This is a genomic window from Halomonas sp. MES3-P3E, assembly GCF_002836035.1.
In the GTDB taxonomy this organism is placed as follows: domain Bacteria; phylum Pseudomonadota; class Gammaproteobacteria; order Pseudomonadales; family Halomonadaceae; genus Vreelandella; species Vreelandella arctica.
On sequence record NZ_PJBT01000011.1, the window covers coordinates 19159 to 43526 of the forward strand.

Consider the following 24368-nt stretch of genomic DNA (forward strand, 5'->3'; position numbering starts at 1 on the left):
GTTAAATGACAATAACGATAGCGATGACGCATCGCTTAGGTACCACTCAACGTATCCAGCACTGTGTAAAGTTTCTGTGCATTAAATTCCTATGCATTGTGAGGCTCCAAAGCGTCTGCGTCATTTCATTTGACCATGGCGCAACGTACAGCAGCACTATTAAAGCGCTTCAATGCACGCTATTCCACTGACTGGGTTAGCCAACAGCAAGCAGGAAATCACAATGAAATACAAAGCACTTCTTACCGCGGCTACGCTAACAGGCATTATCGGCAGCACCAGCGCAATGGCTCAGGAGTCTCCTACTATCGCCGTGGTCGCGAAGGTGGGTGGCATCCCCTGGTTCAATGCCATGGAGATGGGCATTGAGCAGATGGGTGAAGAGCTGGGTGTCGAGGCCTATATGGTGGGCCCCACCAGCGCAGACCCGGCCCTGCAGGTACGCGCGATTGAAGATCTGATCAGCCGCGGTGTTGATGTCATCGGCGTGGTGCCCAACGACCGTGAAGTACTGGAGCCGGTGCTTGAGCGCGCGCGTGAGCAGGGCATTATTGTGCTGACGCACGAAAGCCCTGAGTCAGTGAATATCGATTACGACTTTGAAATGATTTCAGCGCAGCAGCTCGGCGAAGAGCACGCCAAACTGCTGGCTGAGACTACTGGATGCGAGGGCTCCTATGCTGTTTATGTGGGCGGACTGAGCGTGCCCGCACACAATGCCTGGGCAGATGCTGCCGTGAACTGGCTGGATGAAAACTGCGCAGGCTTGAGCCAAGCGGCTGAACGTTTCGGTGTGGCTGAGAGCGTCGACGATAGCCGTAATACCACACTTGACCTGCTGCGCGCTCATGAAGACCTGGCGGGCATTATGTCATTTGGCAGCCAAGGCACGTGCGGTTAAAGAGCGTGGCTTAGAGGGCGATGTCGCCGTCATGGGGCTTTTCTCACCGGGTCAGGGGCGTCGTTTGGTACATGAAGGGGTTATCACAGGTGGTTTCCAATGGAGCCCACTGGAAGCAGGTAAAGCGTTCGTCGCCCTCGGGGAGATGCTCTATAGCGGCGAAGAGATTACCGATGGGGCTGAGTTGCCAGTGCTGGGCGACATCACTCTAGACGGCCACACAATCTATGCCTCGCAGCCACTGGAGCTCAATAAAGATACCGTGGATGAGTTGGCAGAGCTCGGCCTTTAAGATCGCGCTTATTCGTTTGGTGTAAATGCTGCCGCGCTCAATGAGCGCGGCAGTTATGTTAAGTGAGTCGTCATGTCTAGAGAGGAGCCGCCGATGAGCGAGATCGCGATTCGAGCGCGTCATGTTAGCAAGGTATTCGGACAAAGCCGGGTGCTGGATGATGTCGAATTCGAACTTCGCCGCGGAGAAGTCATGTGCCTGGCGGGCGAAAACGGCTGCGGTAAAAGTACCCTCATTAAAATTATCAATGGCGTTTACAAGCCCGAGCCAGGTATTGAGTTTACGTTTGGTAATGAAACCCTCTCCACCATTAGCCCGCTAGAGGCGCGCAGCCGAGGCATCCATGTCATATGGCAGGATTTGGCGCTCTTTCCGCACCTCACTGTTGCGGAAAATATCGTCTTTGATGACTACGTTGCAAAGCCATGGCGGCCGATTTCGTATAAAAAAGCGCTGCAGCAATCGCGCGAGATTATTCAGCAATTTGGTTTGAAACTGGATCCCACGGCTCGCGTTGAAGACCTTTCAATTGCCCATCGTCAGTTGGTCGCGATTTGCCGGGTGTTGCGCGCAGGGGCCAGCATTATCTTTATGGATGAGCCCACCGCTTCACTCACCTTCAAAGAGGTGCAGTCGCTGCTGGCCATTACACGCTCGCTGGCAGAAAAGGGCATTTCTATTGTGCTGGTCAGCCACCGCTTGTCAGAAGTACTGGAGGTGTGCCAGCGGGTAACCGTGCTACGTAACGGCCAATTGGTGGGTACCTTTCCCACCGAAGGAATGACCCAAGCGCGACTCTCCACGCTGATGACAGGCCTTGAGCTTGAGCTCACCCCACGGGCTAAAACCCATCAGGGTGAACCGGTACTGGAGCTTAAGCACCTGAGTCGTGCAGGCGAGTTTGAAGATATCTCTTTTACCTTACATCGCGGGGAAATTCTTGGTTTAACCGGCTTGCTGGGCGCTGGGCGTACCGAAATTGCCCACACCATTTTTGGTATGACAAAGCCCACATCGGGCGAGATTCATAAGGATGGTCAGCCGCTCAAGCTACGCTCTAACCGTGATGCGGTGCGCCATAAGATCGCCTACCTCTCGGAAGACCGGCTCCATCTTGGCCTGGTGCAAAATCAGTCGATCAATATGAATACCGCCGTGACGGTGCTACCGACGCTTGAGAAACCGCGTTTTTTCCTCTCTCCCCTGCGCATTAAGGCGCTTACCGCCCGCTGGATAGAGCGGCTTAAAACCAAGGTAAGTGATGCCGAACTGCCGGTCTCATCGCTCTCTGGTGGCAACCAACAGCGCATTGCGCTTGCCAAGTGGCTGGCGACCGAACCTGACGTTCTCATTCTCGACTGCCCAACGATTGGCGTCGATGTGGGGGCTAAAGCGGGTATTTTCGACATCATCCGCGGTCTTGCCGACCAGGGCGTAGCGATTATTTTGATCTCCGACGAAGCGGGGGAAATCTGGATGAATACTGACCGCGCGCTGGTTCTGCGCGAAGGGCGCATCGTTACCGAGGTGGTCCCCTCTGAAACAACGGAAGAAGCGCTGGAGGCGATCATCAATGCGTAATCTTTTATCGCGCACACGACTCGGCACCGAAGGGGTGCTGCTGAGCATTATTCTGGCGCTCTCGGTAGTGCTGGCGCTGACCACCGACAGTTTCTTAAGCCTTCAGAACCTGTTTGACCTGCTTAACAATCAGTCGGTCAATATCATATTTGCCGTCGGGCTGGTGGTCGTACTCATCGCGGGGGGCATTGATATCTCCTTCGCGGTGGTGGCGTCGGTGGTGCAGTATGTCGTAATGACACTGCTCATCGAAACGATGGGCGGCGGCAGCTGGCCGCTGGGCATCATCCTCTCAATGCTCGTGGGCACCCTGCTGGGGCTGTTTAATGCGCTGCTGATTCACCGTTTTCGTATTGTCTCGATTATCGTCACCATCGGCACCTTTAACCTGTTTTTCGGGCTCTTGATGTACTTCACGGGCGGGGTATCGATCTACGATATTCCCGACTGGCTCTACTACTCAATTCCTCTGCTAGACCTACCCGCCGAGCGCGGTTCGGCCACGCTCTACTTTCCCGTCGCCGTCATGGCGGTCATGGTCATGCTCACCTGGTTCATTCTGGCTCGCACAGGCTTCGGACGTGCGGTTTATGGCTTTGGCTCGAGCTCCGAGGCCGCGCGCCGTTCAGGCGTGAATGTGTGGAAAATTCACGCCTTCGCTTACGGCTGGCTAGGGCTATGTGCAGGCGTGGCAGGTCTTATGCAGGCGCATACCGTGCAAGAGGTAGTGCCTAACGCCTTGATCGGCCAGGAACTGCCCATTTTGGCTGCGGTAGTGCTGGGCGGCGCAACGCTGGGCGGCGGGCGAGGCTCGGTGCTGGGTGCGGTGCTGGGCGTGCTGCTACTCGCCGTGGTGCAAAACGGCCTTAACCTGCTGGGCGTCACGCCCTACGCTTTCCGCATGATTGTTGGGTTGATTATTTTAATCGCGATCACGACCAGTAATTTGGGCAACCTGTTGCCCCGTTCAACCAGGGCGCAAAACGTATGAACAAGCCGCTAAACATGCCATCCAGTGCTGGCGTACGCCTGAGTGGTGATAGCATCGAAGTGATGGCCATGACGGCCCTTTTGATCATCAGCATCGCGTTTTTCTCACTGCTGGCCCCGGGATTCCTCTCCGCGACAAATTTCAGCTCAATGTCGATGCAGTTGCCAGAGCTTGGACTTCTGTCACTGGCAATGCTGGTACCGATTATTTCCGGCGGACTCAACCTCTCGGTTACCTTTACCGCTAATATTGCTGGGCTCACCACCGCCTGGCTGGTACAGGGGTTACTGGCAGGCATGGGGATTCTCAGCGTGCCGATGGCGATTATGGCTGGACTTGTGGTGGGTGCTGCCGCTGGCTTTCTCATTGGCTTCATCGTTGCCTATGTGGGCGCCCATCCCATTCTGGTGTCGCTAGGTGCAATGATTTTTCTCCAGGGTATGGGCGAGTTTTTAACCCGCGGTGGCGGCATTTCAGGTATGCCTGAGGTATTTCAAACTATCGGTAGCGGAAGCTTTCTAGGCGTGCCAATTCCCATGCTGATCTTTCTCGCCGCCGCTGCTGGGCTGATGTACGTGATGCACTTTACCCGTACAGGGTTCTCGATCTATATGCTCGGCTCCAATCCCCGCGCGACTGAGTACTCGGGCATTAATGTTAAGCGCGTGCTGATTACCGTCTACACGATTTCCGGTCTGCTCGCCGGCCTCGCAGGTATGGTGATGCTCGCTCGCTTTAACTCCGTACGTGTCGGCCACGGCGAGAGTTACCTGCTGATTACCGTGCTGGCCTGTTTTCTGGCCGGGGCGAATCCCTTTGGCGGCTTTGGACGCGTACTCCCTTTGGTGCTGGGCTTGATGAGCCTGCAGGTAATCGCCTCAGGTATGAACCTGATGGGCGCCAGCCAGCATCTGGCCACCGCCGTGTGGGGTGCTTTTCTAATTATTGTAATGGCACTGCGTATGCCGTTTATTAAACAGTCTTGAGTAAGGTTTTCCATGAGTCATCAAGAACATGTTCTAGGCATTGATATCGGCACTGGCAGCGCTCGGGCGGGCATTTTCACGCTAGATGGCGTAATGCTGGCCGAAGCGAAAACCCCGATTGCGATGCATCGTCCTGCCGAGCATCACGTGGAGCAAAGCTCCACGGATATCTGGCGCGCGGTATGCAGCGCGACCCAGCGAGCCCGGCAGGCTGCCGGTGTAGCTCCCGAATCCATCACCAGCATGTCGGTAAGCGCCACCTGCTCGCTCGTTCTGTTAAATCAGCAAGATCAGCCGCTTAAGCTATCACCCGGTGATGAAGCATGGAATATCATTGTCTGGATGGATCACCGTGCCACCGCAGAAGCCGCTGAGTGCACAGCCACCGATGCGGCACCAATGGCCAACTTGGGTGGTGTCATGTCGCCCGAGATGCAGATGCCCAAACTGATGTGGCTAAAGCGTCACCGCCCAGAGCTTTATGCCCAGATTGGCTATGCGGGTGATCTTGGCGACTGGCTGGGCTTTAAATGCACGGGTTCCTTTGAGCGTTCGGTCTGCATGCTCGCCTGCAAGTGGACGTTTGATCCTCGGCCTGGGCATGGCTGGGATCACGATTTTCTAGGTCAAATCGGTATGCAGGATGTGCTCGAGCGCGCCCGCCTGCCCGACCAAGCCCTTCCGATAGGCGTAGCGCTTGGGCAGTTGACCGAAGAAGCCGCCGATGACTTGGGACTGACGACTCGGTGTACCTTTGCCGTGGGCATGATTGATGCCTATGCGGGTGCACTTGGCACGCTAGGCAGAAGTCTGGCTGATGCTCCCGAGAAACGCCTTGCGGTGATTGGCGGCACTTCTACCTGCCATATCGGGGCACAACCCCTTCGGCAAGAAGTACCCGGCGTTTGGGGCCCCTATCCAGGTGCGCTATGCGACGGTTTTGTTGCCAACGAAGGCGGGCAGAGTATTACCGGGGCGCTGCTGGATCACTTAGTGGCGATGTTCGCCGCGGGCAGCGAATTTGGCGACGATGTTCACGGCAAGCTCTCTGAGGTGCTGCTTGAACGACTGGAAAACGGCGACCCTGCACCGCATACCCACGTCTGCCCCGATTTCATCGGTAACCGCTCACCGCTAGCAGACCCGGAAATTCGCGGCGTGATCACCGGGCTCACGCTAGATACGCCACGAGAGAGCTTTATTAAGGTCTACTGGGCGGCCGCCACCGCGCTGGTGTACGGCACACGTGCGATTATCGAGCGACTTAACGCACATGGTTACGCCATTGATACGCTGCACTTAAGCGGTGGTCATGGCCGCTCGGCGCTGCTACGCAAGCTCTATGCCGACGGTACCGGATGCCGCGTTATCCTATCCGATGCACCTGAACCCGTACTGCTTGGGGCAGCCGTAGCGGCCTTGGCTGCCAAGGCCAATGGTGAGGTACTCAGCGTTGCCAATGGCCTCGCCCCAGGCGAGCAAATATTAGAACCCGAATTAGCAATGCAAACACTGCACACGACGCGCTATGCCGCTTTCAAAAAGCTTTACGAAGGGCGTCTCGACTAACGTCACCAATAGACTTCATTGCGCGAGCTGGACGTTAGCCCATCAGCGCACTCCCAGACGTGTACAATGGAGGGCTTTTACTAGTTACGCGTTTATTGAGAGGTACTATTTGTGAGCAGCGCTAAGCGTCCTGATGTTGTGCGTCCCAGCGGTCGCGAAGCCGACCAGCTCCGTGATATTCGCCTGACCCGCGATTACACCCGTCATGCGGAAGGCTCTGTGCTGGTGGAGTTTGGCGATACCAAAGTGCTGTGTAATGCCAGCGTAGAAGCCGGTGTGCCGCGCTGGCTGCGCGGCAAAAATCAGGGCTGGGTCACCGCTGAGTACGGCATGCTACCCCGCGCGACCCACACCCGTAGTGGCCGTGAAGCGACCCGCGGCAAGCAAGGCGGCCGCACGCTGGAAATTCAGCGTTTGATTGGCCGCAGCCTGCGTGCCGCGGTCAATTTAAAGAAGCTGGGTGAGTTCACCATTACCGTGGATTGCGATGTGATCCAGGCCGATGGCGGTACCCGCACCGCAGCGATTACCGGTGGCTGCGTGGCGCTGATCGATGCGATCCGTTATCTACAGCGCGAGAAAAAGATCAAAGCCGACCCTTTCAAGCAGTTGGTCAGTGCTATTTCCGTGGGTATTTATAAAGGCGTGCCGGTGCTGGATCTGGATTACCCGGAAGACAGCAAAGCCGATACCGATCTAAACGTGGTGATGACCGAAACCGGCGAGTTAATCGAAGTGCAGGGCACCGCCGAAGCAGGTGCATTCAACCGCGCCGAGCTAAACGGCATGCTTGATTTGGCCGAGAAGGCAGGCGATGCGCTGCGCGACCATCAGCGCGAAGCGCTGGGTATTCGTGGCTAAAAATTAACGCCCGCCACAATGCAACAAGCCGACCCAAGGGTCGGCTTGTTGCTTATTACCACTTATTACCTACTGACTGCGACGCGGGAAAAGTTCGTTGCCTAGCGCTTAGAGCGCTAGGTCGTACTCAATGATCAGCGGTGCGAACTCGGAGAAGGTCGCATCGTAATCAATCCACGCGTCGACCACGTGGCGACGGAAGTTGGGGCCGACTAATTGATAGTCGATCCGCCAGCCTTCCTGGCGTTCACGGGGCACGTCTTGGTCAAGCTTCGGCCACCAGGTGTACTCGCCTGCATCGCGGTTAATTTCGCGGAAGGTGTCGATAAACCCAGTGGGGCCAAGCACCTGATCCATCCAGGCGCGCTCTTCCGGGCGGAAGCCTGAGGTCAGTTGATTGTCCGACCAGTTAGCCAAGTCGACGGTTTTGTGGGCAACATGCCAAGTGCCGCAGAGGATGTATTCGCGACGTTTGCGAGACATCTTCGTCAGGTACTCCTGGTACTGCTCCATAAACGCCTGTTTGGCTTTTTGGTCACTTCCATCAGGCATCAGGAAAGAGACAATACTGAAGCGTTCATAATCCGCCTGCAGAAAACGTCCTTCATGATCACACTGAGGAAACCCTAGGCCATACATAATCGCCTTGGGGATTTTGCGGCAATAGAGTGCCACACCGGAGAAACCATCCTCTTCGGCATCCAGGAAGTAGCCTTCATAGCCTTCCGGATACAGAATGTGGTCACCCAGTTCAAAACTTTTTGCCTTGATGTTCTGCACGCAGACTACGTCGACATCCTGCTGAGCCAGCCAGTCCAGGAAGCCACGATCGACGGCATCACGAATACCATTGACATTGATGCTGGCAATTTTCATAAATCGTCCCTTTTGCGTCGCTGCTGTATGATACCCGACGTTTAGACGTTTGGGTAAAGGCAGCGACTAAAACTTGCCATTTACCCTACTTTTATTGTTGCTTTCGTGCCGATTTAAACCTACCGCCTAGTGAGGAACGCCGTGGCTACCACTCTACAACCCTACCAGCGCGATTTCATTGCCTTTGCCATTGAGCAAGGCGTGCTTAAGTTTGGCGAGTTTACGCTTAAATCTGGCCGTGTCAGTCCTTACTTTTTTAACGCCGGGCTTTTTCAGACCGGGCGCGCGTTGGCCAAGCTGGGGCGTTTTTACGCTCAAGCAATTGTCGATAGCGGCATCAATGCCGATGTGCTGTTTGGCCCCGCTTACAAGGGCATTCCGCTGGCAGCGGTTACAGCGGCGGCACTGGCCGACCATCATGATATTGATATGCCCTACGCCTTCAACCGCAAAGAGGCTAAAACCCACGGTGAAGGTGGCAATATCGTGGGTGCCGAGCTTTCCGGCGATATTTTAATTATTGATGACGTGATTACCGCGGGCACCGCGATTCGCGAAGTGATGACGTTGATTGAGCAGAGCGATGCCCACGCCGCTGGAGTGATCATTGCGCTTGATCGTCAGGAACGCGGCCAGGGCGAACAGAGTGCGATTCAGGAAGTACAGGCTCAATACGGTATGCCGGTGGTCAGCATCGTTACTCTTGAGCAAGTGCTCACTTACTTGGAAGAGCATGCTGGAGGCGAAATGCTCGCCTACGCCGAAGCGATCAGGGCCTATCGTGACCGCTATGGGATTACGCGCTGATTAGACCGGTAGCGCGCCAGTGAAACCTTGCTGGCGCCACGCTTCGTAGCTCACAATAGCCACGGCGTTGGAGAGGTTCAGGCTACGGTTGTTGGGCTGCATAGGCAGGCGCAGTTTGTGCTCAGCGGTTAGCGCTTCGTGTACCTGGGCCGAAAGCCCAGCGGTTTCAGAACCAAATAGCAGCACATCGCCCGGGGCAAAGTCGGCATCGCTGTAGGTGCGCGTGCCTTTGGTGGTAATCGCCCAGATGCGCCGCCCCTGCATGGCCTGCTGAAAGGCGTTAAAATCCGCATGGCGAGTGACGTTGTCGAGATCACGGTAATCCAGCCCGGCGCGACGCAGCTTTTTCTCTTCCAGGTCGAAGCCAAGCGGCTCAATCAGGTGTAACCGGCAGCCATTGTTGGCAACCAAGCGCATGATATTGCCCGTATTGGGCGCCATGCGCGGTTCAAAAAGCGCTACTTCAAACATCTCCACCTGCCTGTTTATTATGCCTTCGCCAAGCGGCTGATTGTACTTGAAACCGTACTTGAAACCGACTAGCAACTCTCGTAGAGGATGACCGACGCCATGACGCCTGCCACGCCCAAGAGCATTCTAAGTCGCATTAAAGGGCTCAACCCGCGCCAGCAGGAAGCCGTGCGCTACATCGATGGCCCCTGTTTGGTGTTGGCGGGCGCAGGGTCCGGTAAAACCAGCGTTATCACCACTAAAATTGCCTATTTGGTGCAAGAGTGCGGGATGAGTGCGCGCAAAATCGCGGCGGTGACCTTCACCAATAAAGCCGCCCGGGAGATGAAAGAGCGCGTCGGCCAGATGTTGCACGGCAAAGAGGGCCATGGGCTCACGGTCTCCACCTTTCACACCCTGGGGCTGAATATTATCCGCGGCGAGCTTAAAACCCTCGGCTACAAGCCCGGTTTTTCGTTGTTTGACCCGGAAGATGCCAAGGCGCTGCTACGCGATTTGATGAACAAAGATGCCCAAGTGGACGCCGAGCAGATCAACGCCGTGCAGAGCAAAATTTCCACTTGGAAGAACGACTTGGTACTGCCCAGCGATGCCCTCTCGTTTGCTGCCGACGACGATGAGCACTTTGCCGCCCGGGTGTATGAAGCCTATGTACGCCACCTGAAAGCTTACAACGCGGTGGATTTTGACGACCTGATTCTGCTGCCGGTGGTACTACTGCAACGTGATCCTGAAGCGCTGGAGCGCTGGCGGCGCAAAATCCACTACATGTTGGTGGATGAGTATCAGGACACCAACGTCTCCCAGTACCTGCTGGTGAAACTGCTCATGGCCGAGCGCTCCACCTTTACCGTGGTGGGTGACGATGATCAGTCGATTTACGCCTGGCGCGGTGCACGGCCTGAAAACTTGATTACCCTGGGTGAGGATTTCCCGCGCCTGAAAGTCATCAAGCTGGAGCAGAACTACCGCTCTACCGCCACGATACTGCGCGCCGCCAATACGCTGATCGCCAATAACCCCCACGTTTATGAGAAGACGCTGTGGTCTGATATGGGCGACGGCGCGCCCATTCGGGTGATCGTGAATCGCCATGAAGAGGCGGAGTCTGAGCGGGTCGCCAGCGAAATGCTCACCCGGCGCATTAAAGAAAAAGCCGAGTGGCGGGACTTTGCGGTGCTTTATCGCGGTAATTTCCAGGCACGATTATTAGAGCTTAAGCTGCAGCACTACCAAATTCCTTACAAGCTCTCCGGTGGTACGTCGTTCTTCTCGCGTAATGAGATCAAAGACACCATGGCTTACCTGCGCCTGCTAATTAACCCCGCGGACGACAACGCCTTTTTGCGCATTGTGAACGTACCGCGCCGTGAAGTGGGCCCTGGTACGGTAGAGAAACTCGCCAACTATGCCACTGAGCGCTCGATATCGCTGTTTGCCGCCTGCCACGAGCTTGGGTTGGAGCAAGTACTGCCGACCCGAGCGACAGAGCGCTTAAGCCGCTTTACCCACTTTATTGATGGCGTGCGTAAGCGCATGGATCAAGGCGATGCCATTGCCGCGATTCGTGACATGCTGCGGGATATGGATTACGAAGCCTGGCTGTACCAAAACGCCAGCGCGCCCACCGTGGCCGAGCGCCGCATGGCCAACGTGTGGATTTTGATCGACCAGCTAGAGAAGTCGCTTAACCGGGACCCGGAAGAGAATACCGATTCCACCGATACCGAAACCGACGGCGTTCAAGCGGCTATTTCACGCTTGGTACTGCGCGATATTCTGGAGCAGCAGGCGGAAGAGGATGACTCGGATAGAGTGCAGCTACTTACCATGCACGCCTCCAAAGGGCTGGAGTTCCCGCATGTCTATTTGATGGGGCTAGAGGAAGACCTGCTGCCCCACCGCAACGCCATTGAAGTAGGCACCGTGGAGGAAGAGCGTCGTTTGGCCTATGTGGGTATTACCCGGGCGCGGCGTACGCTGACGTTGACGCTTGCCCGCCAGCGTAAAGCCTACGGTGAACTCATGGACTGCCAGCCGAGCCGCTTTTTAGAAGAGCTGCCCGCCGAGGACCTGGAGTGGGAAGGCCGAGCAGATAAAGAAGACCCAGAGAAAAAACAGGCCCGGGGTAAAGATGCCATTGCCGGGCTGCGCTCGCTGCTGGGGTGATTGATAAGATAGGCAGATAAAAGTAATCCACAGGGCGGTGACTAAAACGCCCTGTGGATAAAGTTACCAAGCTGAATAAAGCTGCTGTTTGTCGTTACTGCTTAACGTTACTGGGCTTCCGCCATTAAGTAATCGACAACGGCCATCACTTCTTCATCCGATAGGTTGGGATTGCCGCCTTTGGCTGGCATAGCGCCAATGCCGTTAATGGCGCTGGCGTAAAGCTCATCAGCCCCTTTCTCTAAACGCGCCGCCCAAGCTTCGGAGTCGCCTTTGGTGGGAGCACCCGCAACGCCATTATCGTGGCACGCCACACAGCCAGAGCTTGCGTAGAGGGCTTCACCGTCTAAATCGCTACCGCCACTGGCTTCTTCGGATGCGGCAGCGTCTTCTTCACTCGCCGCGTCGTCGTTAGCAGCCATCTCTTCTTCAGCCGCAGCATCACCTTCAGCAGCGGCGGTCTCTTCAGCCGCTCCCTCGTCTGTTGCTGCCTCTTCAGAAGCAGCGTCATCACCACCGCCTAATTCTGGTACTTCCATTACCGGTTCAACCATATAGGCAACCGCTGCTTCGACTTCTTCGTCGGAGAGGCTAGCGTTGCCGCCTTTCGCTGGCATGGCACCAATACCGTTAATCGCGTGATCTAACAGCGTGGCGAAACCTTGTTCGGTACGTTCAGCCCAAGCCTCTTCATCACCGCGGATGGGTGCACCCGCAGCGCCGGATTCGTGGCAGGCGCTACACACGTTGCCGTAAATACCTTCACCGTCGATATCACCGCCACTGCTGGCGCTATCGCCTGCAGGTGCGGCTGCGGTTCCACAGTCTTGACCTTGCAAACAGAGTTGACCCACCGGCGCTAAACGCTCGGCAATCGCATCACGTGCGGCATCATCTTGGGCATAAACACTGGATGTGCCCGCCATGAAGCCGAGGGCCACCAGCCCGCTCATGATCAGCTTAGCTTTCACTCTCACCACCTCTTGAGTATTGTCATCAAACGTTTGTTCTTAACCCCTGTGCGCGGCAGCGCCACAATCGACGATGCACCGACGAGACGCCAAGACGTGCGTATGGGGCTAGTATAACGGCAACGCAAAGCGCAAGAAAATGCTACTAAGCGCGCCTATGCCACCAACGACTGCTATTTAGGCCTTATTGAGGTGCTTCACTCCTTCCGCCACCCCCTTTCCACGCTAATAAACGCTGCTGTGCATAATGCACAAAACCAGCCTCTTGATAGAGCCGCTTGGCCGGCAGGTTGACGCCATCCACCACTAGCATCACCTCTTGCACACCCGCCTGCTGGGCAAGCTCAAGAGCGCTATTCAATAGCGCGCGGCCCAAGCCAATCCCACGCCATTCAGGCGCTAGCCCCATCAACATAAGCTCCCAACGGCCTAACGACGGGCGTGGCGCCAGCAGCAAAACACCAGCCACGGCATCTTGATAATTGACGGTGTACCAGTGCTGTGGCGCCTGGGGATCCTGTTGATGGAACCCGGTCAACAACTCTTGCACCGAGAGTACGTCGCGCAAGGGGCGACTATCCAGCGAATCGTGCCCCACGGCGGCCAACAGGGCCAGCTGTTGCGTTTGCGAAAACTCGCCAAATGGCTGCAGTGACAATGGCCTTGCTTCCTTCATTACTAAACGGCGGTGACTGCTACCGGTTAAATGCGCCAGGTTGGCCAAGCGCTGCATGCCATGCTCTAGCAACAGCGCTTCTGTTTCAGCGGCCTGGGGTGAAAGCGTCAGATGGCAGAGGCGAATAGGCTGATTATTTACCCACCTATAGGCGGCATGTAGCAGCGCGCGGGCATGTGCGCCTTCGGCCTTGGGTAACCACAGCTGGGCCATGTTCATCGGCAAGGGTTGCACCCAGATAGCGCCCCTTAGCTGTCCCGCGTCAAGGCTTATCCATAACCCGCCCCACTGTTCGTCTGGCTGATCGTACGTTGTCTTTACCGCCCCGCTCAGAGCGGTTTGCTGCTCAGGATCATGAGCGGCCGCCAACTGCAGCAGCGCCTCGCGACGTAGCGAGGGAGGACACTGCACGGTCTCAAGGGGCGTTACCTGCGAGGAGGTCATCTATGCGTTACCTCTCCATTGCTCGGTCAACACAGAGATAAATATTTATCCCTGCTTAAGTTTTCGTTAAGTAAACCCGCCCAGAGTGTCGGAAAACACGATGGAGATCACCCGATGGCTCGCCTACGTTCACTCCCCACTGCGCTGGCAACACTGGATTGGCACGAAGCCCTCAATTGGCAGGAAAAAGCGATGCTTCAGCAACTGATTCAGCAACGCTTCGCCCAGCAACACAGTGCTTATATCCAGCATTTTCTGCCCCGCCTGTTTGGGCTGTGGCAGGCGGGGCAACCGCAAGCGGCGGTAGGGCTGCGCCTTGCCAGCAGCGGGCCACTCTTTCTGGAGCGCTACCTGGATGGCAAGGCCGAACAGGTTATTAACCATGGGTTTCAGCAGTCACTTGCCCGTCGAGATATTGCCGAAATTGGCAATCTGGCCAGCCTGCGCCCTGGCTTACAGCGGCAGCTGTTTATCTACCTCGCTCATCAACTGGCGGCGGAAGGCATCGCTTGGCTGCTATTTACGGCCACGCCTGAAGTCGCCAACGGCCTGCGCCGCCTAGGGCTTGAACCACAACCGATTACCCCTGCCGACCCTAATCGACTAGGCGAAGAGTCGCATCTCTGGGGGCGCTATTACCAGCATCGCCCCTGGGTGATGGCCGGTGATCTTCGCAGCGCCATGCACACGCTCCAGGCTCAGTCAGCCTCCACAGAAACAGATAGTGAAGAGGTACTGCATGCTCGCCTTGCCTAATGCGCTAATGGCGCGGCTTGCCCACCATGCCCAGCAAACCCCACAGCGTACCGCACTTAGCGATGGTGAACAGACTTTGTCGTATGCAGATGTCATTCACCACGTCGCCCAACGACGCCAGCGCTTACGCGATGTTAACGCACGACGTGTTGCGCTAGCGCTGGATAACGGGCTGGAGTGGGCGCTATGGGATTTAGCCCTGATGGCCGAAGCGTGTGTGGCCGTGCCTATTCCCGGTTTTTTCAGCGAACAGCAGCGCCGCCACGTGGTTCAGCAAGCGGGCCTGGATAGCTGGATTGGGCATGGCGGGGAGCCCTCCGGTTTTCAAGCCACCCACGACGCAGCCATTGCCCAGCGCCGGGTTGATCATTTCCCTGCGTTACACGCAGGCACCACGCGCATCACCTTTACCTCGGGCACCAGCGGCACCCCCAAGGGCGTGTGTTTGGATAATGCGGCGCTGCTGACCGTTACCGAAAGCCTGGCGGAAGTTGTGGCACCGCTTGATATACGCTGCCACTTAGCCATGTTGCCCCTCTCCACGCTGCTCGAAAATATCGGTGGGCTTTATTTACCGCTATGGCTGGGTGCCTGCAGCATTTTACCGGGGATGGCCACGTTAGGTTGGCAGGGGGCTAGCGGTTTTAACGCTCAGCTCGCCCTTGATGCCATTGAGCGCTACCAACCCAACAGCATGATTTTGGTGCCTCAACTGCTTCAAGCGTTGGTCAGCGAGTCCACAACGGCGCCCGATAGCCTGCGCTTTGTGGCGGTGGGCGGCGCGCAGGTTGCCAACACACTGCTCTCTCAGGCCCGGCGTGGCGGATGGCCGGTCTATGAAGGCTATGGTTTATCCGAAGGCACCTCGGTGGTCTGTCTTAATCGCCCAGGAGAACCAAGCTGCGGCGTTGGTAGCCCACTGCGCCACGCCCAGATCCGCATTGATCGCGAAGGCCAGCTGCATATTCGCGGCGCCTTGATGCTGGGTTATATCGGCGAAGCGCCTTGCGGCGACTGGTACGCCACGGGGGATACCGGTCAATGGCAGGATGACACCATCGTGCTCAATGGCCGCCAGCGGGAAGTCTTTATTACCGCCTATGGCCGTAACGTCAACCCGCAATGGGTAGAGGGCGAGCTCTGCACACAGCCTGCCATTGCCCAAGCCATGGTGTATGGCGAGGCCCTGACCGCTAACCGCGCGCTGATCGTGCCCGCTACGCTCCATACCACCAATGCCCAAATAGACGCTGCCCTCAAAGCAGTCAATCGCACGCTACCCGATTACGCCCAGGTGCATGAGTGGCAGCGCGCCGCCCCCTTTACGCCCCACAACCAACAACTCACGGCCAACGGCCGCCTACGCCGCGACACCCTGCTAGCCGCCTATGGCCACTGGCTAAGGGCCGTCGTGACCGATACACCCAAAGGAGTAACACCATGACCGCTTACCAACAGCTGCAAGACGCTACCCAAGACGCTCGTCACTGGTTGCTGACCACCCCCATCGTGACCCGCGCTCTGGCGGGCAATGTTTCCCTAGAGGAGTATCTCGCCTTTTTAGGTCAGGCGTATCATCACGTTCGTTTCACCGTGCCACTAATGATGGCCTGCGGCGCACGTCTGCCCGACCGGCTCGACTGGTTACGCACGGCGCTGGTGGAGTACATCGAAGAGGAGCACGGTCATGAAAAATGGATTCTGGACGATATCCGCGCCGCGGGCGGGGATGCAGATGCCGCCGCTGCCGCCCTGCCAGACCCCGCCACTCGGTTAATGGTGGCCTGGATTCGTGACGCTGTAGAACACGGCAACCCGGTGGCGTTTTTCGGCATGGTGCAGGTGCTGGAAGGTACCAGTACCGCGCTTGCCACCCAGGCCGCCGAACGCTTACAGGATAGCCTTTCGCTTCCCAACAATGCCGTGCGCTATCTCACCTCCCACGGCAGCCTGGATATTGGTCACTTGGCCTTTTTTGAAGAGCAGATCAATCAGCTAGGTGCCGACGATCTGGCCGTGGTGATTGATAGCGCCAATATGTTCTACCGCCTGTACGGGGCGATGTTTAGAGGCATCGAAGCCCGCTGTCAGGGTGGTCGCGCGGTGGAGGAACTTAGTCATGCGCTTGCCTAGCCTGGCTTGGCCTAGAAAAAACAGGCTGCCCGGCGGATGGCCGGGCCAGCGAATTTTAATCACCGGCGCCAGCGGCGGTATTGGTATGGCCCTGGCCGAAGCGCTGGCGCAGCGGGGCGCGCACCTACTGGTAAGTGGTCGCCAACAAAACGCGCTGGCTTCGTTAGTCGACCGTTTTCCCAAGCACATCACCGCCGTTAGCGCTGATCTAACCAACGCGAGTGATCGCAGCCGCTTAGTCAGCGCTGCGCAAGAGGCAAGCTGCAATATGTTGATTAATGCCGCTGGCAGTAATCAGCAGGGATTTTTTGATACTGCCAGTGACAGCGATATCGAACAGCTGGTGGCGATTAATCTGACCGCCACCCTGCAACTGACCCGCGCGCTGCTTCCCCAGCTAATGGCTGGCCCCCGAGCGACGATTATCACCATTGGTTCGACGCTCGGGCGGCTGGGCTACCCAGGCCAAGTCACTTACTGCGCCACCAAATTCGCCCTGCGCGGTTTTAGCCAAGCGCTGCGCCGAGAGCTGGCCGATACCCGTGTGCGGGTGATGTATATCGCCCCACGGGCCACCCGCACCGCGATGAACTCGCCACAAACCGAGGCACTCAATGAGGCGCTGGGCAATACCATCGACTCTCCTGACGCCGTTGCCCTGGCCATTATCAATGCCGTGGAACAGCAGCGTGAGGAACTACAAATTGGCCTGCCAGAACGCTTCTTTACCCGCTTGAATATGCTATGGCCAGGCGCTGTTGACCGGGCCCTGTTACGCCAACTGCCCGTCATTCGCCGGTTCGTTGCCACCAAGGAGTCTTCCTCATGATTATGCTAGCTTTCAAAACGCTGCGTACCACGCTACTGGCTAGCGCCATTGGCTTGATAAGCCTTCAGGGGTTTGCCAGCGAGGTCGACAGCGCGACTGTCGCCGCATCGCTTACCGAACTACAGCAGCGTTGGGCGGAAATTAACTATACGCTGCCGCCGGGTGAACAGGCGGCAGCCTTCAGCCGCTTGGGCGACCAGGCTGAACAGCTCGTCAAACGCTACCCGGACGCCGCCGAACTGCATATCTGGGCCGGTATTATCCGCTCGACAGAAGCAAGTGCCAGTGGTGGGCTGGGCGCGTTGGGGCTGGTAAAACAGGCTAAAAAGGAGCTTGAAACCGCGCTGGAACTGAACCCGCTGGCGCTGGATGGTTCGGCCTATACCAGCCTGGGTGCGCTCTATTATCAGGTTCCCGGCTGGCCACTCGGCTTTGGCGATGAACAAAAAGCCGAATGGCATTTGCAAAGAGCCCTTGCGATTAACCCCGAAGGGATCGACAGTCTCTATTTCTGGGGCGACTATTTACATGAGCAGGGTCGTGATACAGAAGCGCGTCAGGCATTGGAAAATGCACTAGTAGCGCCACCCCGGGCGGGGCGTGAATTGGCGGATAATGGCCGCCGTGACGACATTCGCCAGTTAATGTCAGAACTCGAATAATAAGGATCCCTATGCGCATTTTGCTGGTTGAGGACGACCCCAGTTTAGCCTCGGGTATCCGTTTAGCGTTAAAACCCGAGCACTACACGGTGGATCACCTTAGCGACGGAGCTACCGCGCTGAATGCGCTAACAGAGGGAGAACCGTTTGACGCGGTGATACTGGATTTGGGCCTGCCGCGTATGGATGGAATGGCGGTGCTGAACGCTGTCAGGCGCCACGGTAGCCAAGTTCCTATTTTGGTCCTGACAGCCCGCGATGCAGTAGACGACCGCATCGCGGGGCTGGATGCAGGCGCCGATGACTATTTAACGAAACCTTTCGAAGTGGCGGAGCTGAAAGCCCGACTCCGCGCCTTGCTGCGCCGCAGCCAGGGCCAGATCAGCAGCATATTGAACTGTCGAGGCATCCGCCTGGATCCGCACACCTTGAACGTCAGTTATCAAGGCCAAGACGTCAGCCTATCGAGGCGTGAGTTGACGCTGCTGCAAGAGTTTATGAGCCACCCTGGCCGGGTGTTTACCCGCGATACCTTGACCCGCCTGGTCTACGGCTGGGACGAGGATGTTGAGAGTAACGCCATTGAGGTGCATATCCACCATTTACGCCGCAAGCTGTTTACCGACGTCATTCGCACGGTGCGCGGCATTGGCTATGTGATGGATAAGCCAAAGGATGACGTATGACGTCTATTCGCCAACGCACCCTAGGACTGGCGCTACTGGTATTTGGCCTAAGCATGCTGGTAATCGGCTTTGTCAGCTACCGTTATGCCGCCCATGAAATAGAAGAACTTTACGATGCCAGCCTGGCGCAGAATGCACGCTTGCTGGAAGGGTTGTTACAGGCACCACTGCCGGATGCTGACCGCAATGTGCTACTAAACAGTCTGGAAAGCGCCTTGCAGCGCGCCCGTCAGTCCGACAAGCGCTTTGCGGGCCACCGCTACGAAAGCAAACTGGCCTTTCAGCTGTGGGAAAATGAGCAACTGCTGCTGCGCTCCGCCACGGCCCCTGAAGCGCCCCTTGCCCAACAGCCCATCGGCTACTCAACGCTAACCGTGGGCGAGCACGATTGGAGGGTGTATGTACTGGATGTGCCGGACTCCGCAAGCCGTGTGGTGGTCAGCGAGCGCGAAGACGTGCGCGGCGAACTGATCAGGGCGGTGGCGCTTAGAACGCTGTTGCCCGACCTGATTGGCCTGCCACTACTTACCGCGCTGCTATGGTGGTCGATTGGCTGGGGGCTGGCGCCGCTATCGCGTATGGCGGAGCAGATACGCAATCGCGATCCGCATAATTTGCAGTCCTTAACGCTTAGCCCGCTGCCCCAGGAGTTAGACACCATCTCGGGGGCGCTGAACCGACTTTTGGAACGCCTTCGGCTCATGCGCGTGCGCGAGAAACGTTTTATTGCCGATGCCGCTCACGAGCTGCGCACCCCTTTGGCGGTACTTGATTTGCACGCCCAAAATGCCCTGGCTGCGGATAACCTCGAAGATCGCCAGGAAGCGCTCAACCACCTGCGCGGTGGGGTTGCCCGAGCCACGCGCCTGGTTACCCAGCTATTGACGTTGGCGCGCCTGGAGCCCGAGGAGGAGTCGCAGCCTGAATATCGCCCGGCCAACCTACTCAGTGAAGCGCGGGAGACCCTGGCCAAGCTTTCGCCGCTGGCCGCAGAACGCGAACAGCAGCTGCTGCTCAATGCCGATGAGCAGGCGGAGTGGTTAACCTTGGAAGAGCCGGGCGCGATTGAAACCCTGGTACAGAACCTGGTGGGTAATGCGATTCAGCATTCGCCTATTCAAAGTACGATCACTATCACGCTGGCGGCAACGCCACGAGGTTTTCAATTAATGGTGGATGATGAGGGCCCCGGCATACCGATCAATGAACGCAAAAAAGTGGTGGAGCGTTTTCAACGTGCAGGTCCCAGCGCAGGGTCTGGGTTAGGCCTTTCTATCGTCGAACGGCTAGTCAAACGACATGGCGGTACCCTTCAGCTTGAGGATGCGCCCAGCGGGGGGTTGCGCGTACGTATTGCTCTACAGCGCCCACAAGAGACGTAATATTTTCTTTGCTTCCTAAGCTGAGTTTTATGCATCTCTTAAGGTTGTGGTAAGAATTGCGTGCAACTGTGGTGTAACACGGTGAGCCAGATAGCCACGGCTCACTTTTACTCCACAAGAAGGCCCCCCGATGAACCAAGTAACCTTTTCACCTAAACCCTTAACCCAATTAAGCTCGGCTCCCCTACTGGCCATGCCAGCGGCGAAGCGTTTATCACCCACCAGCCCAGCGATGACCGTGCTTACCGATTTTTCTCAGGTAGTGCCTCAATCCGTTAAAGCCGATACGCCGATAGACGACGCTCACCTTAAGATGCGTCACGGCGGCGTGCGGTTGCTGTTCGTCATGGATCAGCAGGCACACTGTATTGGCGTTATTACTTCCAAAGAGGTGATTGGTACACGCCGTATTAATATTGCGATGCAACAGCGTAACCTCAGCCGCGAAGAAGTCACCGCTGAAATGATTATGACCCCGTGGCACAAGCTAAGCGCCATGCCTATTTCTCAGCTGGGGTCACTGACGATTGAAGACCTTGTGCTATCGATGGAAAGCTTTACCGACCAACATCTCTTGATCACTGAGTACAACGATAGCCAAGAACTCAGAATTCGCGGCATTATCTCCGCAAGCGATATACAGAGCGCGGTGGGTAAAGATATCAACCCGGTGCCAATGGCCAAAAGCTTTGCCGACATTTGCCATGTCATTACGGGCCACGACTTATAAGGATTGGCGTTTAACGACATTATTGACGCCCGCTAACGAAACGCCCCGCATTGAATAAACAATGCGGGGCGTTTTAGTTTGCTATATAGCGCTTAAAACAACGCGGCGTTAATCCATAAATGCGCCGCGATGCTGGCAACATAGCCTAACAAAATGGCTGGCACCCAGCGTAGGTGAACGGCAAAGGTATAAATACCGCGTGCCTGACCCATCAAAGCAACGCCCGCAGCAGAGCCCATCGAAAGCAAGCTGCCGCCCACGCCAGCGGTTAGCGTAATCAACAACCAGTTGCCCTCAGACATATCCGGGGCCATGGAAAGCACCGCGAACATGACCGGAATGTTATCCACAACGGCCGAAATAAGCCCCAGCACCACGTTAGCCCACACCGGGTTCCAACTACCGTAAAGCGTTTCGGAAAGCAGGCTGAGGTAACCCATAAAGCCTAGGCCACCCACGCACATCACCACCCCGTAGAAGAACAGCAGCGTGTCCCACTCGGAACGCGCAATACGGCTGAAAATATCAAACGGCACCACACTACCCAGCTGTTCCAGCTTCTTCCAATCGCCCCGGCGCGAGTAACGCTCCCGCTTGCGTTCAAGCGAGCGCGGCAGGCTGCGGCGCAGGTAATAACCGAAGAACTGCAGAAGGCCTAAACCAAACATCATGCCCATCGCAGGCGGTAAGTAGAGGATCGAATGGCACAGCACCGAGATTGCCACGGTGATCAAAAACAACACGATAATCCGCCGTGCGCCGCGCTTAAGCCACACGTTCTCTTTCAGCGAGGCAGGCTGACGATTGACGATGAAGAAATTCATGATCACCGCAGGCACCATGAAATTAATGATCGCCGGAACCAGCAGCGCAAAGAAGCCGGCAAACGGCACTTGGCCCGCCTGCCATACCATCAGCGTAGTGATATCGCCAAACGGGCTGAAGGCGCCGCCCGCATTGGAAGCGACCACCACGTTGACGCAGCAAAGGCCGATAAACTTCTTATCGCCTTCGGCTACTTTAAGAACTACAGCGCACATCAGCATGGCGGTAGTCATATTGTTGGCGATCGCCGAAATACCGAATGCCATGACCCCGGTAATCCAGAACAGGCTGCGATAGCTGAAACCTTTGCGCACCAGCCAGGAACGTAGCGCGTCAAACACGCGGCGCTCTTCCATAGCGTTGATATAAGTCATCGCCACCAGCAGGAACAGCAGCAGCTCAGCGTATTCAAGCAGCGTTTCACGGAAAGCGGCTTCTGCCTCTTCCGGCATCCCCGCTTGTACGTAAACCCAGGCGACCAGCGCCCAAATAAGGCCAGCCGCGACCAGTACCGGCTTGGACTTGCGCATATGCAGTAACTCTTCACTCATCACCAACGCATAGGCGAGCACGAAGATCACGACAGAAGAGATACCGGTTAGCGTAAGGGTAAGATCAAGAGGCCCAGCGGCGGCATAAGAGAGAGAAGGAAAGATAAAAAGCGAGCAGGCGAGCAACAACCAAGCGACCCGGCTAGCATAATGCCGAGTTGCGAGGACGTTTGGTGGTTTCATGGCGATATTATCCAATCAGGAGGGGGGAAAGACCGCCACGATAATAAGCACCCTAACGACATGCTGCAACGCAACGGTTGCGCATAAGATGCGGCGTATTGCCGCATCTTGTAAAGCGTTTTTATTAGTTTAACTAAGTGTCGGAAGCGAATAAAGTTTGATAAAAAAAGGGCTAATTTCGCTCAAAAATTGATCAGCCTGGCCGTAAAGTTTGATATTTTTTTAAGCCCACCAGGACATAGACGTGAAAATAGAAGATAATAAAGTTTGATAATTTTATTAACTATGCCCATAAATGGATCCGCATATCATGTTGCAACAGCTCTCAACACTACACTTCCTCGCCATCTCCAATAAGAAGATGGCCTAATCAAAGCTCAGTCTGTTCACCCTGTTGAACTTGATCTTCATAGGTCTGTAACTGCGGCATCATATCCTGAATTCGACGGTCGAGACTAGCTACCCAGGAAGCGTGGTAAACTTTTGCTGGAACAGGGTCACCGCCATAATATTTATTTGGATGTCGATTCAGTCTAAATGTAGCCGCATGCTGTTTAATTATAGCCTTATCCCACTTGACACCATTTTTGAAGCAACCTTCTAATATATCCGTCAAACTGGCATCACTGTCTCCACTAAAAGAAATTAACAAATTACTTAAAAAGTGTTTTTTAATTATTATTTCAGTGTCGACATCTACAATAGTAAAATAAATACCTTTATATTTCACCACTGCTATATGGCATCTGATAGGTTCATCATTTATTGTATCTAATTTTTTTTCATTGTTTGAAGAGTTATTTAAATTGTAACATTTCATAGTTTCTACTGTGTAAGAATATTTTTTCTTAAGGTCTTTAATAACTTCTTCAAAGATGAAAAACTTTTCTGTCGGCTTTATCTCAACAAGTTTACTCTTCTCATCCGGCTCGGGCTTTCCTTGAAAGTCATTAACGTTGGTATTATTTTCTAGCTCACGAGCATCACCGTGATCAAGGCTGTTGCCGGCACTCACTTTATCATTAATGACCTCAGCATCTTCAGCTGGCTTAGCCGATGGTTTCTTAGACGTCTTATCGGTACTTTTACTAATCGAAACACCAGGGTTTAAGCTAAAACTAAAAGTATTATCATTAATAGTATATGCTCTTTTTGTTTTTGAAGGTGGGATATTTAAAGCCATTTCCGGGTTATTATCCATACGCTCAGAAAACTGCCTTAAAAAATTGTCATGCAAACCCTTGCTACTCTTGTTTTTAAAATCCGGATGAAAAACTTTAATTTCTTTATCATGGAATTTTTTAGGATTCTGAACACCCACTGCTTCCCTTACAACAAAAACCTGCCCTAAGTTAGGAACATGTTCAATTTCCCCTAGAACTTTTAATTTCCAATTTTTCATATTTGGTGGTGAAAAATCAAACATCCATTGAAGGGTGTTTTTACTTATCCAGGCTTCATATATAGACCCAAAGCTTCTTTTCACGTCTTCGTCGAGCAACAGCCAGGAAAAGTGTGCTCTTTTGTTTTTGCTCTCAAGTTGAGAAACGGGATATTTAGCAACCCAGTCAACATTAATAATGGTAGTCTCGTCTGTTTCTTCTATTCGAGCAATACTGAGTAAACCATTAGGTCTAAATGCTGCCCTTACAAGATGTTTATTATGAAAATAAAGAACACGAGCAAGCTCCATTTTGGAGATAATAATAGTTTCATCTCCATTGATTACCTTTAACCACTTTCTATCTGCATAAACAATATTTTCGATATTATCGCTAATGTAGAACTCTTTGTTATTATTGAAATGAGTGCCAATACGTCTGGCATCGTTATAAAAGCTCCCTTCCACCAACATTGGAAGTAAATTAATAGAGACAAAGCTTTCTGGATGTCCAGAAAATTTAAGCGATACATATATATCTTTTTGGAATAGCTTTTTTACCCTAATGCTAAAAGAACCAATTCGTATCAGCTCTGAGTTTTTTGGGAGCCGCTTAAATCCAGTAAGGAATACCTGAATCCGTGAGACCGGCCCT

Annotated in this window: 23 protein-coding genes; 17 read left to right on the forward strand and 6 right to left on the reverse strand. The window is 55.0% G+C overall.

The features are described from left to right. The first annotated feature begins 223 nt into the window (after window positions 1-223). From CXF87_RS03395 to rph, 7 genes are all read left to right on the forward strand, one after another. Complete coding sequence (locus CXF87_RS03395; protein ID WP_198555990.1) at window positions 224-901, forward strand: substrate-binding domain-containing protein; 678 nt, start codon at window positions 224-226, stop codon at window positions 899-901. Then, window positions 876-1193: a hypothetical protein gene (locus tag CXF87_RS21720; protein ID WP_198555991.1), complete on the forward strand. Its 318-nt coding sequence runs from the start codon at window positions 876-878 to the stop codon at window positions 1191-1193. The genes CXF87_RS03395 and CXF87_RS21720 overlap by 26 nt, the downstream gene beginning before the upstream one ends. 93 nt (window positions 1194-1286) lie before the next feature. After that, window positions 1287-2774: a sugar ABC transporter ATP-binding protein gene (locus CXF87_RS03400; RefSeq protein ID WP_198555992.1), complete on the forward strand. Its 1488-nt coding sequence runs from the start codon at window positions 1287-1289 to the stop codon at window positions 2772-2774. After that, window positions 2767-3765 carry an ABC transporter permease gene (locus CXF87_RS03405; protein ID WP_101145475.1) on the forward strand — a complete coding sequence of 333 codons (999 nt, stop codon included), beginning with the start codon at window positions 2767-2769 and terminating at the stop codon, window positions 3763-3765. Before CXF87_RS03400 ends, CXF87_RS03405 begins: the two co-directional genes overlap by 8 nt. Then, window positions 3762-4751 carry an ABC transporter permease gene (locus CXF87_RS03410; RefSeq protein ID WP_198555993.1) on the forward strand — a complete coding sequence of 330 codons (990 nt, stop codon included), beginning with the start codon at window positions 3762-3764 and terminating at the stop codon, window positions 4749-4751. The genes CXF87_RS03405 and CXF87_RS03410 overlap by 4 nt, the downstream gene beginning before the upstream one ends. A 12-nt stretch (window positions 4752-4763) precedes the next feature. After that, entirely contained in the window at window positions 4764-6320 is a 1557-nt protein-coding gene (locus CXF87_RS03415) for an FGGY family pentulose kinase (protein WP_101145476.1), read from the forward strand. Between the two features lie 138 nt (window positions 6321-6458). After that, window positions 6459-7181: a ribonuclease PH gene (rph, locus tag CXF87_RS03420; RefSeq protein WP_008959048.1), complete on the forward strand. Its 723-nt coding sequence runs from the start codon at window positions 6459-6461 to the stop codon at window positions 7179-7181. Window positions 7182-7289: 108 nt separating this feature from the next. Here rph and CXF87_RS03425 read toward each other — a convergent pair whose 3' ends face one another. After that, window positions 7290-8057 carry an exodeoxyribonuclease III gene (locus CXF87_RS03425; protein ID WP_008959049.1) on the reverse strand — a complete coding sequence of 256 codons (768 nt, stop codon included), beginning with the start codon at window positions 8055-8057 and terminating at the stop codon, window positions 7290-7292. Window positions 8058-8198: 141 nt separating this feature from the next. On the opposite strand from CXF87_RS03425, the gene pyrE reads away from it, so the two are divergent. Beyond that, entirely contained in the window at window positions 8199-8864 is a 666-nt protein-coding gene (gene pyrE / locus CXF87_RS03430; RefSeq protein WP_101145477.1) for an orotate phosphoribosyltransferase, read from the forward strand. Here the strand turns inward: pyrE and CXF87_RS03435 are convergent, their stop codons facing one another. Further along, window positions 8865-9335 carry a tRNA (cytidine(34)-2'-O)-methyltransferase gene (locus tag CXF87_RS03435; RefSeq protein ID WP_008959051.1) on the reverse strand — a complete coding sequence of 157 codons (471 nt, stop codon included), beginning with the start codon at window positions 9333-9335 and terminating at the stop codon, window positions 8865-8867. A 99-nt stretch (window positions 9336-9434) separates the two neighbouring features. On the opposite strand from CXF87_RS03435, the gene rep reads away from it, so the two are divergent. Further along, window positions 9435-11504, forward strand: coding sequence for a DNA helicase Rep (gene rep, locus CXF87_RS03440; protein ID WP_101145478.1), 2070 nt, complete (start codon window positions 9435-9437; stop codon window positions 11502-11504). Between the two features lie 107 nt (window positions 11505-11611). Here the strand turns inward: rep and CXF87_RS03445 are convergent, their stop codons facing one another. Both CXF87_RS03445 and CXF87_RS03450 read right to left on the reverse strand, forming a co-directional pair. After that, entirely contained in the window at window positions 11612-12475 is an 864-nt protein-coding gene (locus tag CXF87_RS03445) for a c-type cytochrome (protein WP_101145479.1), read from the reverse strand. Between the two features lie 184 nt (window positions 12476-12659). Beyond that, window positions 12660-13595, reverse strand: coding sequence for a GNAT family N-acetyltransferase (locus CXF87_RS03450; RefSeq protein ID WP_101145480.1), 936 nt, complete (start codon window positions 13593-13595; stop codon window positions 12660-12662). 114 nt (window positions 13596-13709) lie between these two features. Between CXF87_RS03450 and CXF87_RS03455 the strand changes: the two genes are divergently transcribed. From CXF87_RS03455 to CXF87_RS03490, 8 genes are all read left to right on the forward strand, one after another. Further along, window positions 13710-14351, forward strand: a complete 642-nt coding sequence (locus CXF87_RS03455; protein ID WP_101145481.1) for a thermostable hemolysin — start codon at window positions 13710-13712, stop codon at window positions 14349-14351. Further along, window positions 14335-15795, forward strand: coding sequence for an AMP-binding protein (locus CXF87_RS03460; RefSeq protein ID WP_101145482.1), 1461 nt, complete (start codon window positions 14335-14337; stop codon window positions 15793-15795). Before CXF87_RS03455 ends, CXF87_RS03460 begins: the two co-directional genes overlap by 17 nt. Beyond that, window positions 15792-16484: a TenA family transcriptional regulator gene (locus CXF87_RS03465; protein ID WP_101145483.1), complete on the forward strand. Its 693-nt coding sequence runs from the start codon at window positions 15792-15794 to the stop codon at window positions 16482-16484. Before CXF87_RS03460 ends, CXF87_RS03465 begins: the two co-directional genes overlap by 4 nt. After that, a complete protein-coding gene (locus CXF87_RS03470; RefSeq protein WP_101145484.1) occupies window positions 16471-17313 on the forward strand; it encodes an SDR family oxidoreductase in 843 nt (280 codons plus the stop codon). The genes CXF87_RS03465 and CXF87_RS03470 overlap by 14 nt, the downstream gene beginning before the upstream one ends. Next, entirely contained in the window at window positions 17310-17975 is a 666-nt protein-coding gene (locus CXF87_RS03475) for a hypothetical protein (protein WP_101145485.1), read from the forward strand. The genes CXF87_RS03470 and CXF87_RS03475 overlap by 4 nt, the downstream gene beginning before the upstream one ends. 11 nt (window positions 17976-17986) lie before the next feature. Then, window positions 17987-18661 (forward strand): response regulator transcription factor, encoded by a 675-nt coding sequence (locus CXF87_RS03480; RefSeq protein ID WP_101145486.1) that lies wholly within the window; start codon window positions 17987-17989, stop codon window positions 18659-18661. Beyond that, window positions 18658-20043: an ATP-binding protein gene (locus CXF87_RS03485; protein WP_101145487.1), complete on the forward strand. Its 1386-nt coding sequence runs from the start codon at window positions 18658-18660 to the stop codon at window positions 20041-20043. The genes CXF87_RS03480 and CXF87_RS03485 overlap by 4 nt, the downstream gene beginning before the upstream one ends. A gap of 130 nt (window positions 20044-20173) precedes the next feature. Then, window positions 20174-20773 (forward strand): CBS domain-containing protein, encoded by a 600-nt coding sequence (locus CXF87_RS03490; RefSeq protein ID WP_101145488.1) that lies wholly within the window; start codon window positions 20174-20176, stop codon window positions 20771-20773. A gap of 92 nt (window positions 20774-20865) precedes the next feature. On the opposite strand, the gene nhaD is transcribed toward CXF87_RS03490, so the two are convergent. Together nhaD and CXF87_RS03500 are read right to left on the reverse strand one after the other, a co-directional pair. Next, entirely contained in the window at window positions 20866-22332 is a 1467-nt protein-coding gene (nhaD, locus tag CXF87_RS03495; protein ID WP_101145489.1) for a sodium:proton antiporter NhaD, read from the reverse strand. Window positions 22333-22702: 370 nt separating this feature from the next. Beyond that, window positions 22703-24368, reverse strand: a 1666-nt coding sequence (locus CXF87_RS03500) for a Tn7-like element transposition protein TnsE (protein WP_157826465.1), incomplete at its 5' end; no start/stop codon positions are given.

Bases quoted from the DNA above. Each gene is read 5' to 3' on its own strand.
- CXF87_RS03395 (WP_198555990.1), top strand. From the start codon at position 224: ATGAAATACAAAGCACTTCTTACCGCGGCTACGCTAACAGGCATTATC.
- CXF87_RS03400 (WP_198555992.1), top strand. From the start codon at position 1,287: ATGAGCGAGATCGCGATTCGAGCGCGTCATGTTAGCAAGGTATTCGGA.
- CXF87_RS03405 (WP_101145475.1), top strand. From the start codon at position 2,767: ATGCGTAATCTTTTATCGCGCACACGACTCGGCACCGAAGGGGTGCTG.
- CXF87_RS03410 (WP_198555993.1), top strand. From the start codon at position 3,762: ATGAACAAGCCGCTAAACATGCCATCCAGTGCTGGCGTACGCCTGAGT.
- CXF87_RS03415 (WP_101145476.1), top strand. From the start codon at position 4,764: ATGAGTCATCAAGAACATGTTCTAGGCATTGATATCGGCACTGGCAGC.
- CXF87_RS03425 (WP_008959049.1), bottom strand. From the start codon at position 8,057: ATGAAAATTGCCAGCATCAATGTCAATGGTATTCGTGATGCCGTCGAT.
- CXF87_RS03435 (WP_008959051.1), bottom strand. From the start codon at position 9,335: ATGTTTGAAGTAGCGCTTTTTGAACCGCGCATGGCGCCCAATACGGGC.
- rep (WP_101145478.1), top strand. From the start codon at position 9,435: ATGACGCCTGCCACGCCCAAGAGCATTCTAAGTCGCATTAAAGGGCTC.
- CXF87_RS03450 (WP_101145480.1), bottom strand. From the start codon at position 13,595: ATGACCTCCTCGCAGGTAACGCCCCTTGAGACCGTGCAGTGTCCTCCC.
- CXF87_RS03455 (WP_101145481.1), top strand. From the start codon at position 13,710: ATGGCTCGCCTACGTTCACTCCCCACTGCGCTGGCAACACTGGATTGG.
- CXF87_RS03460 (WP_101145482.1), top strand. From the start codon at position 14,335: ATGCTCGCCTTGCCTAATGCGCTAATGGCGCGGCTTGCCCACCATGCC.
- CXF87_RS03465 (WP_101145483.1), top strand. From the start codon at position 15,792: ATGACCGCTTACCAACAGCTGCAAGACGCTACCCAAGACGCTCGTCAC.
- CXF87_RS03470 (WP_101145484.1), top strand. From the start codon at position 16,471: ATGCGCTTGCCTAGCCTGGCTTGGCCTAGAAAAAACAGGCTGCCCGGC.
- CXF87_RS03475 (WP_101145485.1), top strand. From the start codon at position 17,310: ATGATTATGCTAGCTTTCAAAACGCTGCGTACCACGCTACTGGCTAGC.
- CXF87_RS03480 (WP_101145486.1), top strand. From the start codon at position 17,987: ATGCGCATTTTGCTGGTTGAGGACGACCCCAGTTTAGCCTCGGGTATC.
- CXF87_RS03485 (WP_101145487.1), top strand. From the start codon at position 18,658: ATGACGTCTATTCGCCAACGCACCCTAGGACTGGCGCTACTGGTATTT.
- CXF87_RS03490 (WP_101145488.1), top strand. From the start codon at position 20,174: ATGAACCAAGTAACCTTTTCACCTAAACCCTTAACCCAATTAAGCTCG.
- nhaD (WP_101145489.1), bottom strand. From the start codon at position 22,332: ATGAAACCACCAAACGTCCTCGCAACTCGGCATTATGCTAGCCGGGTC.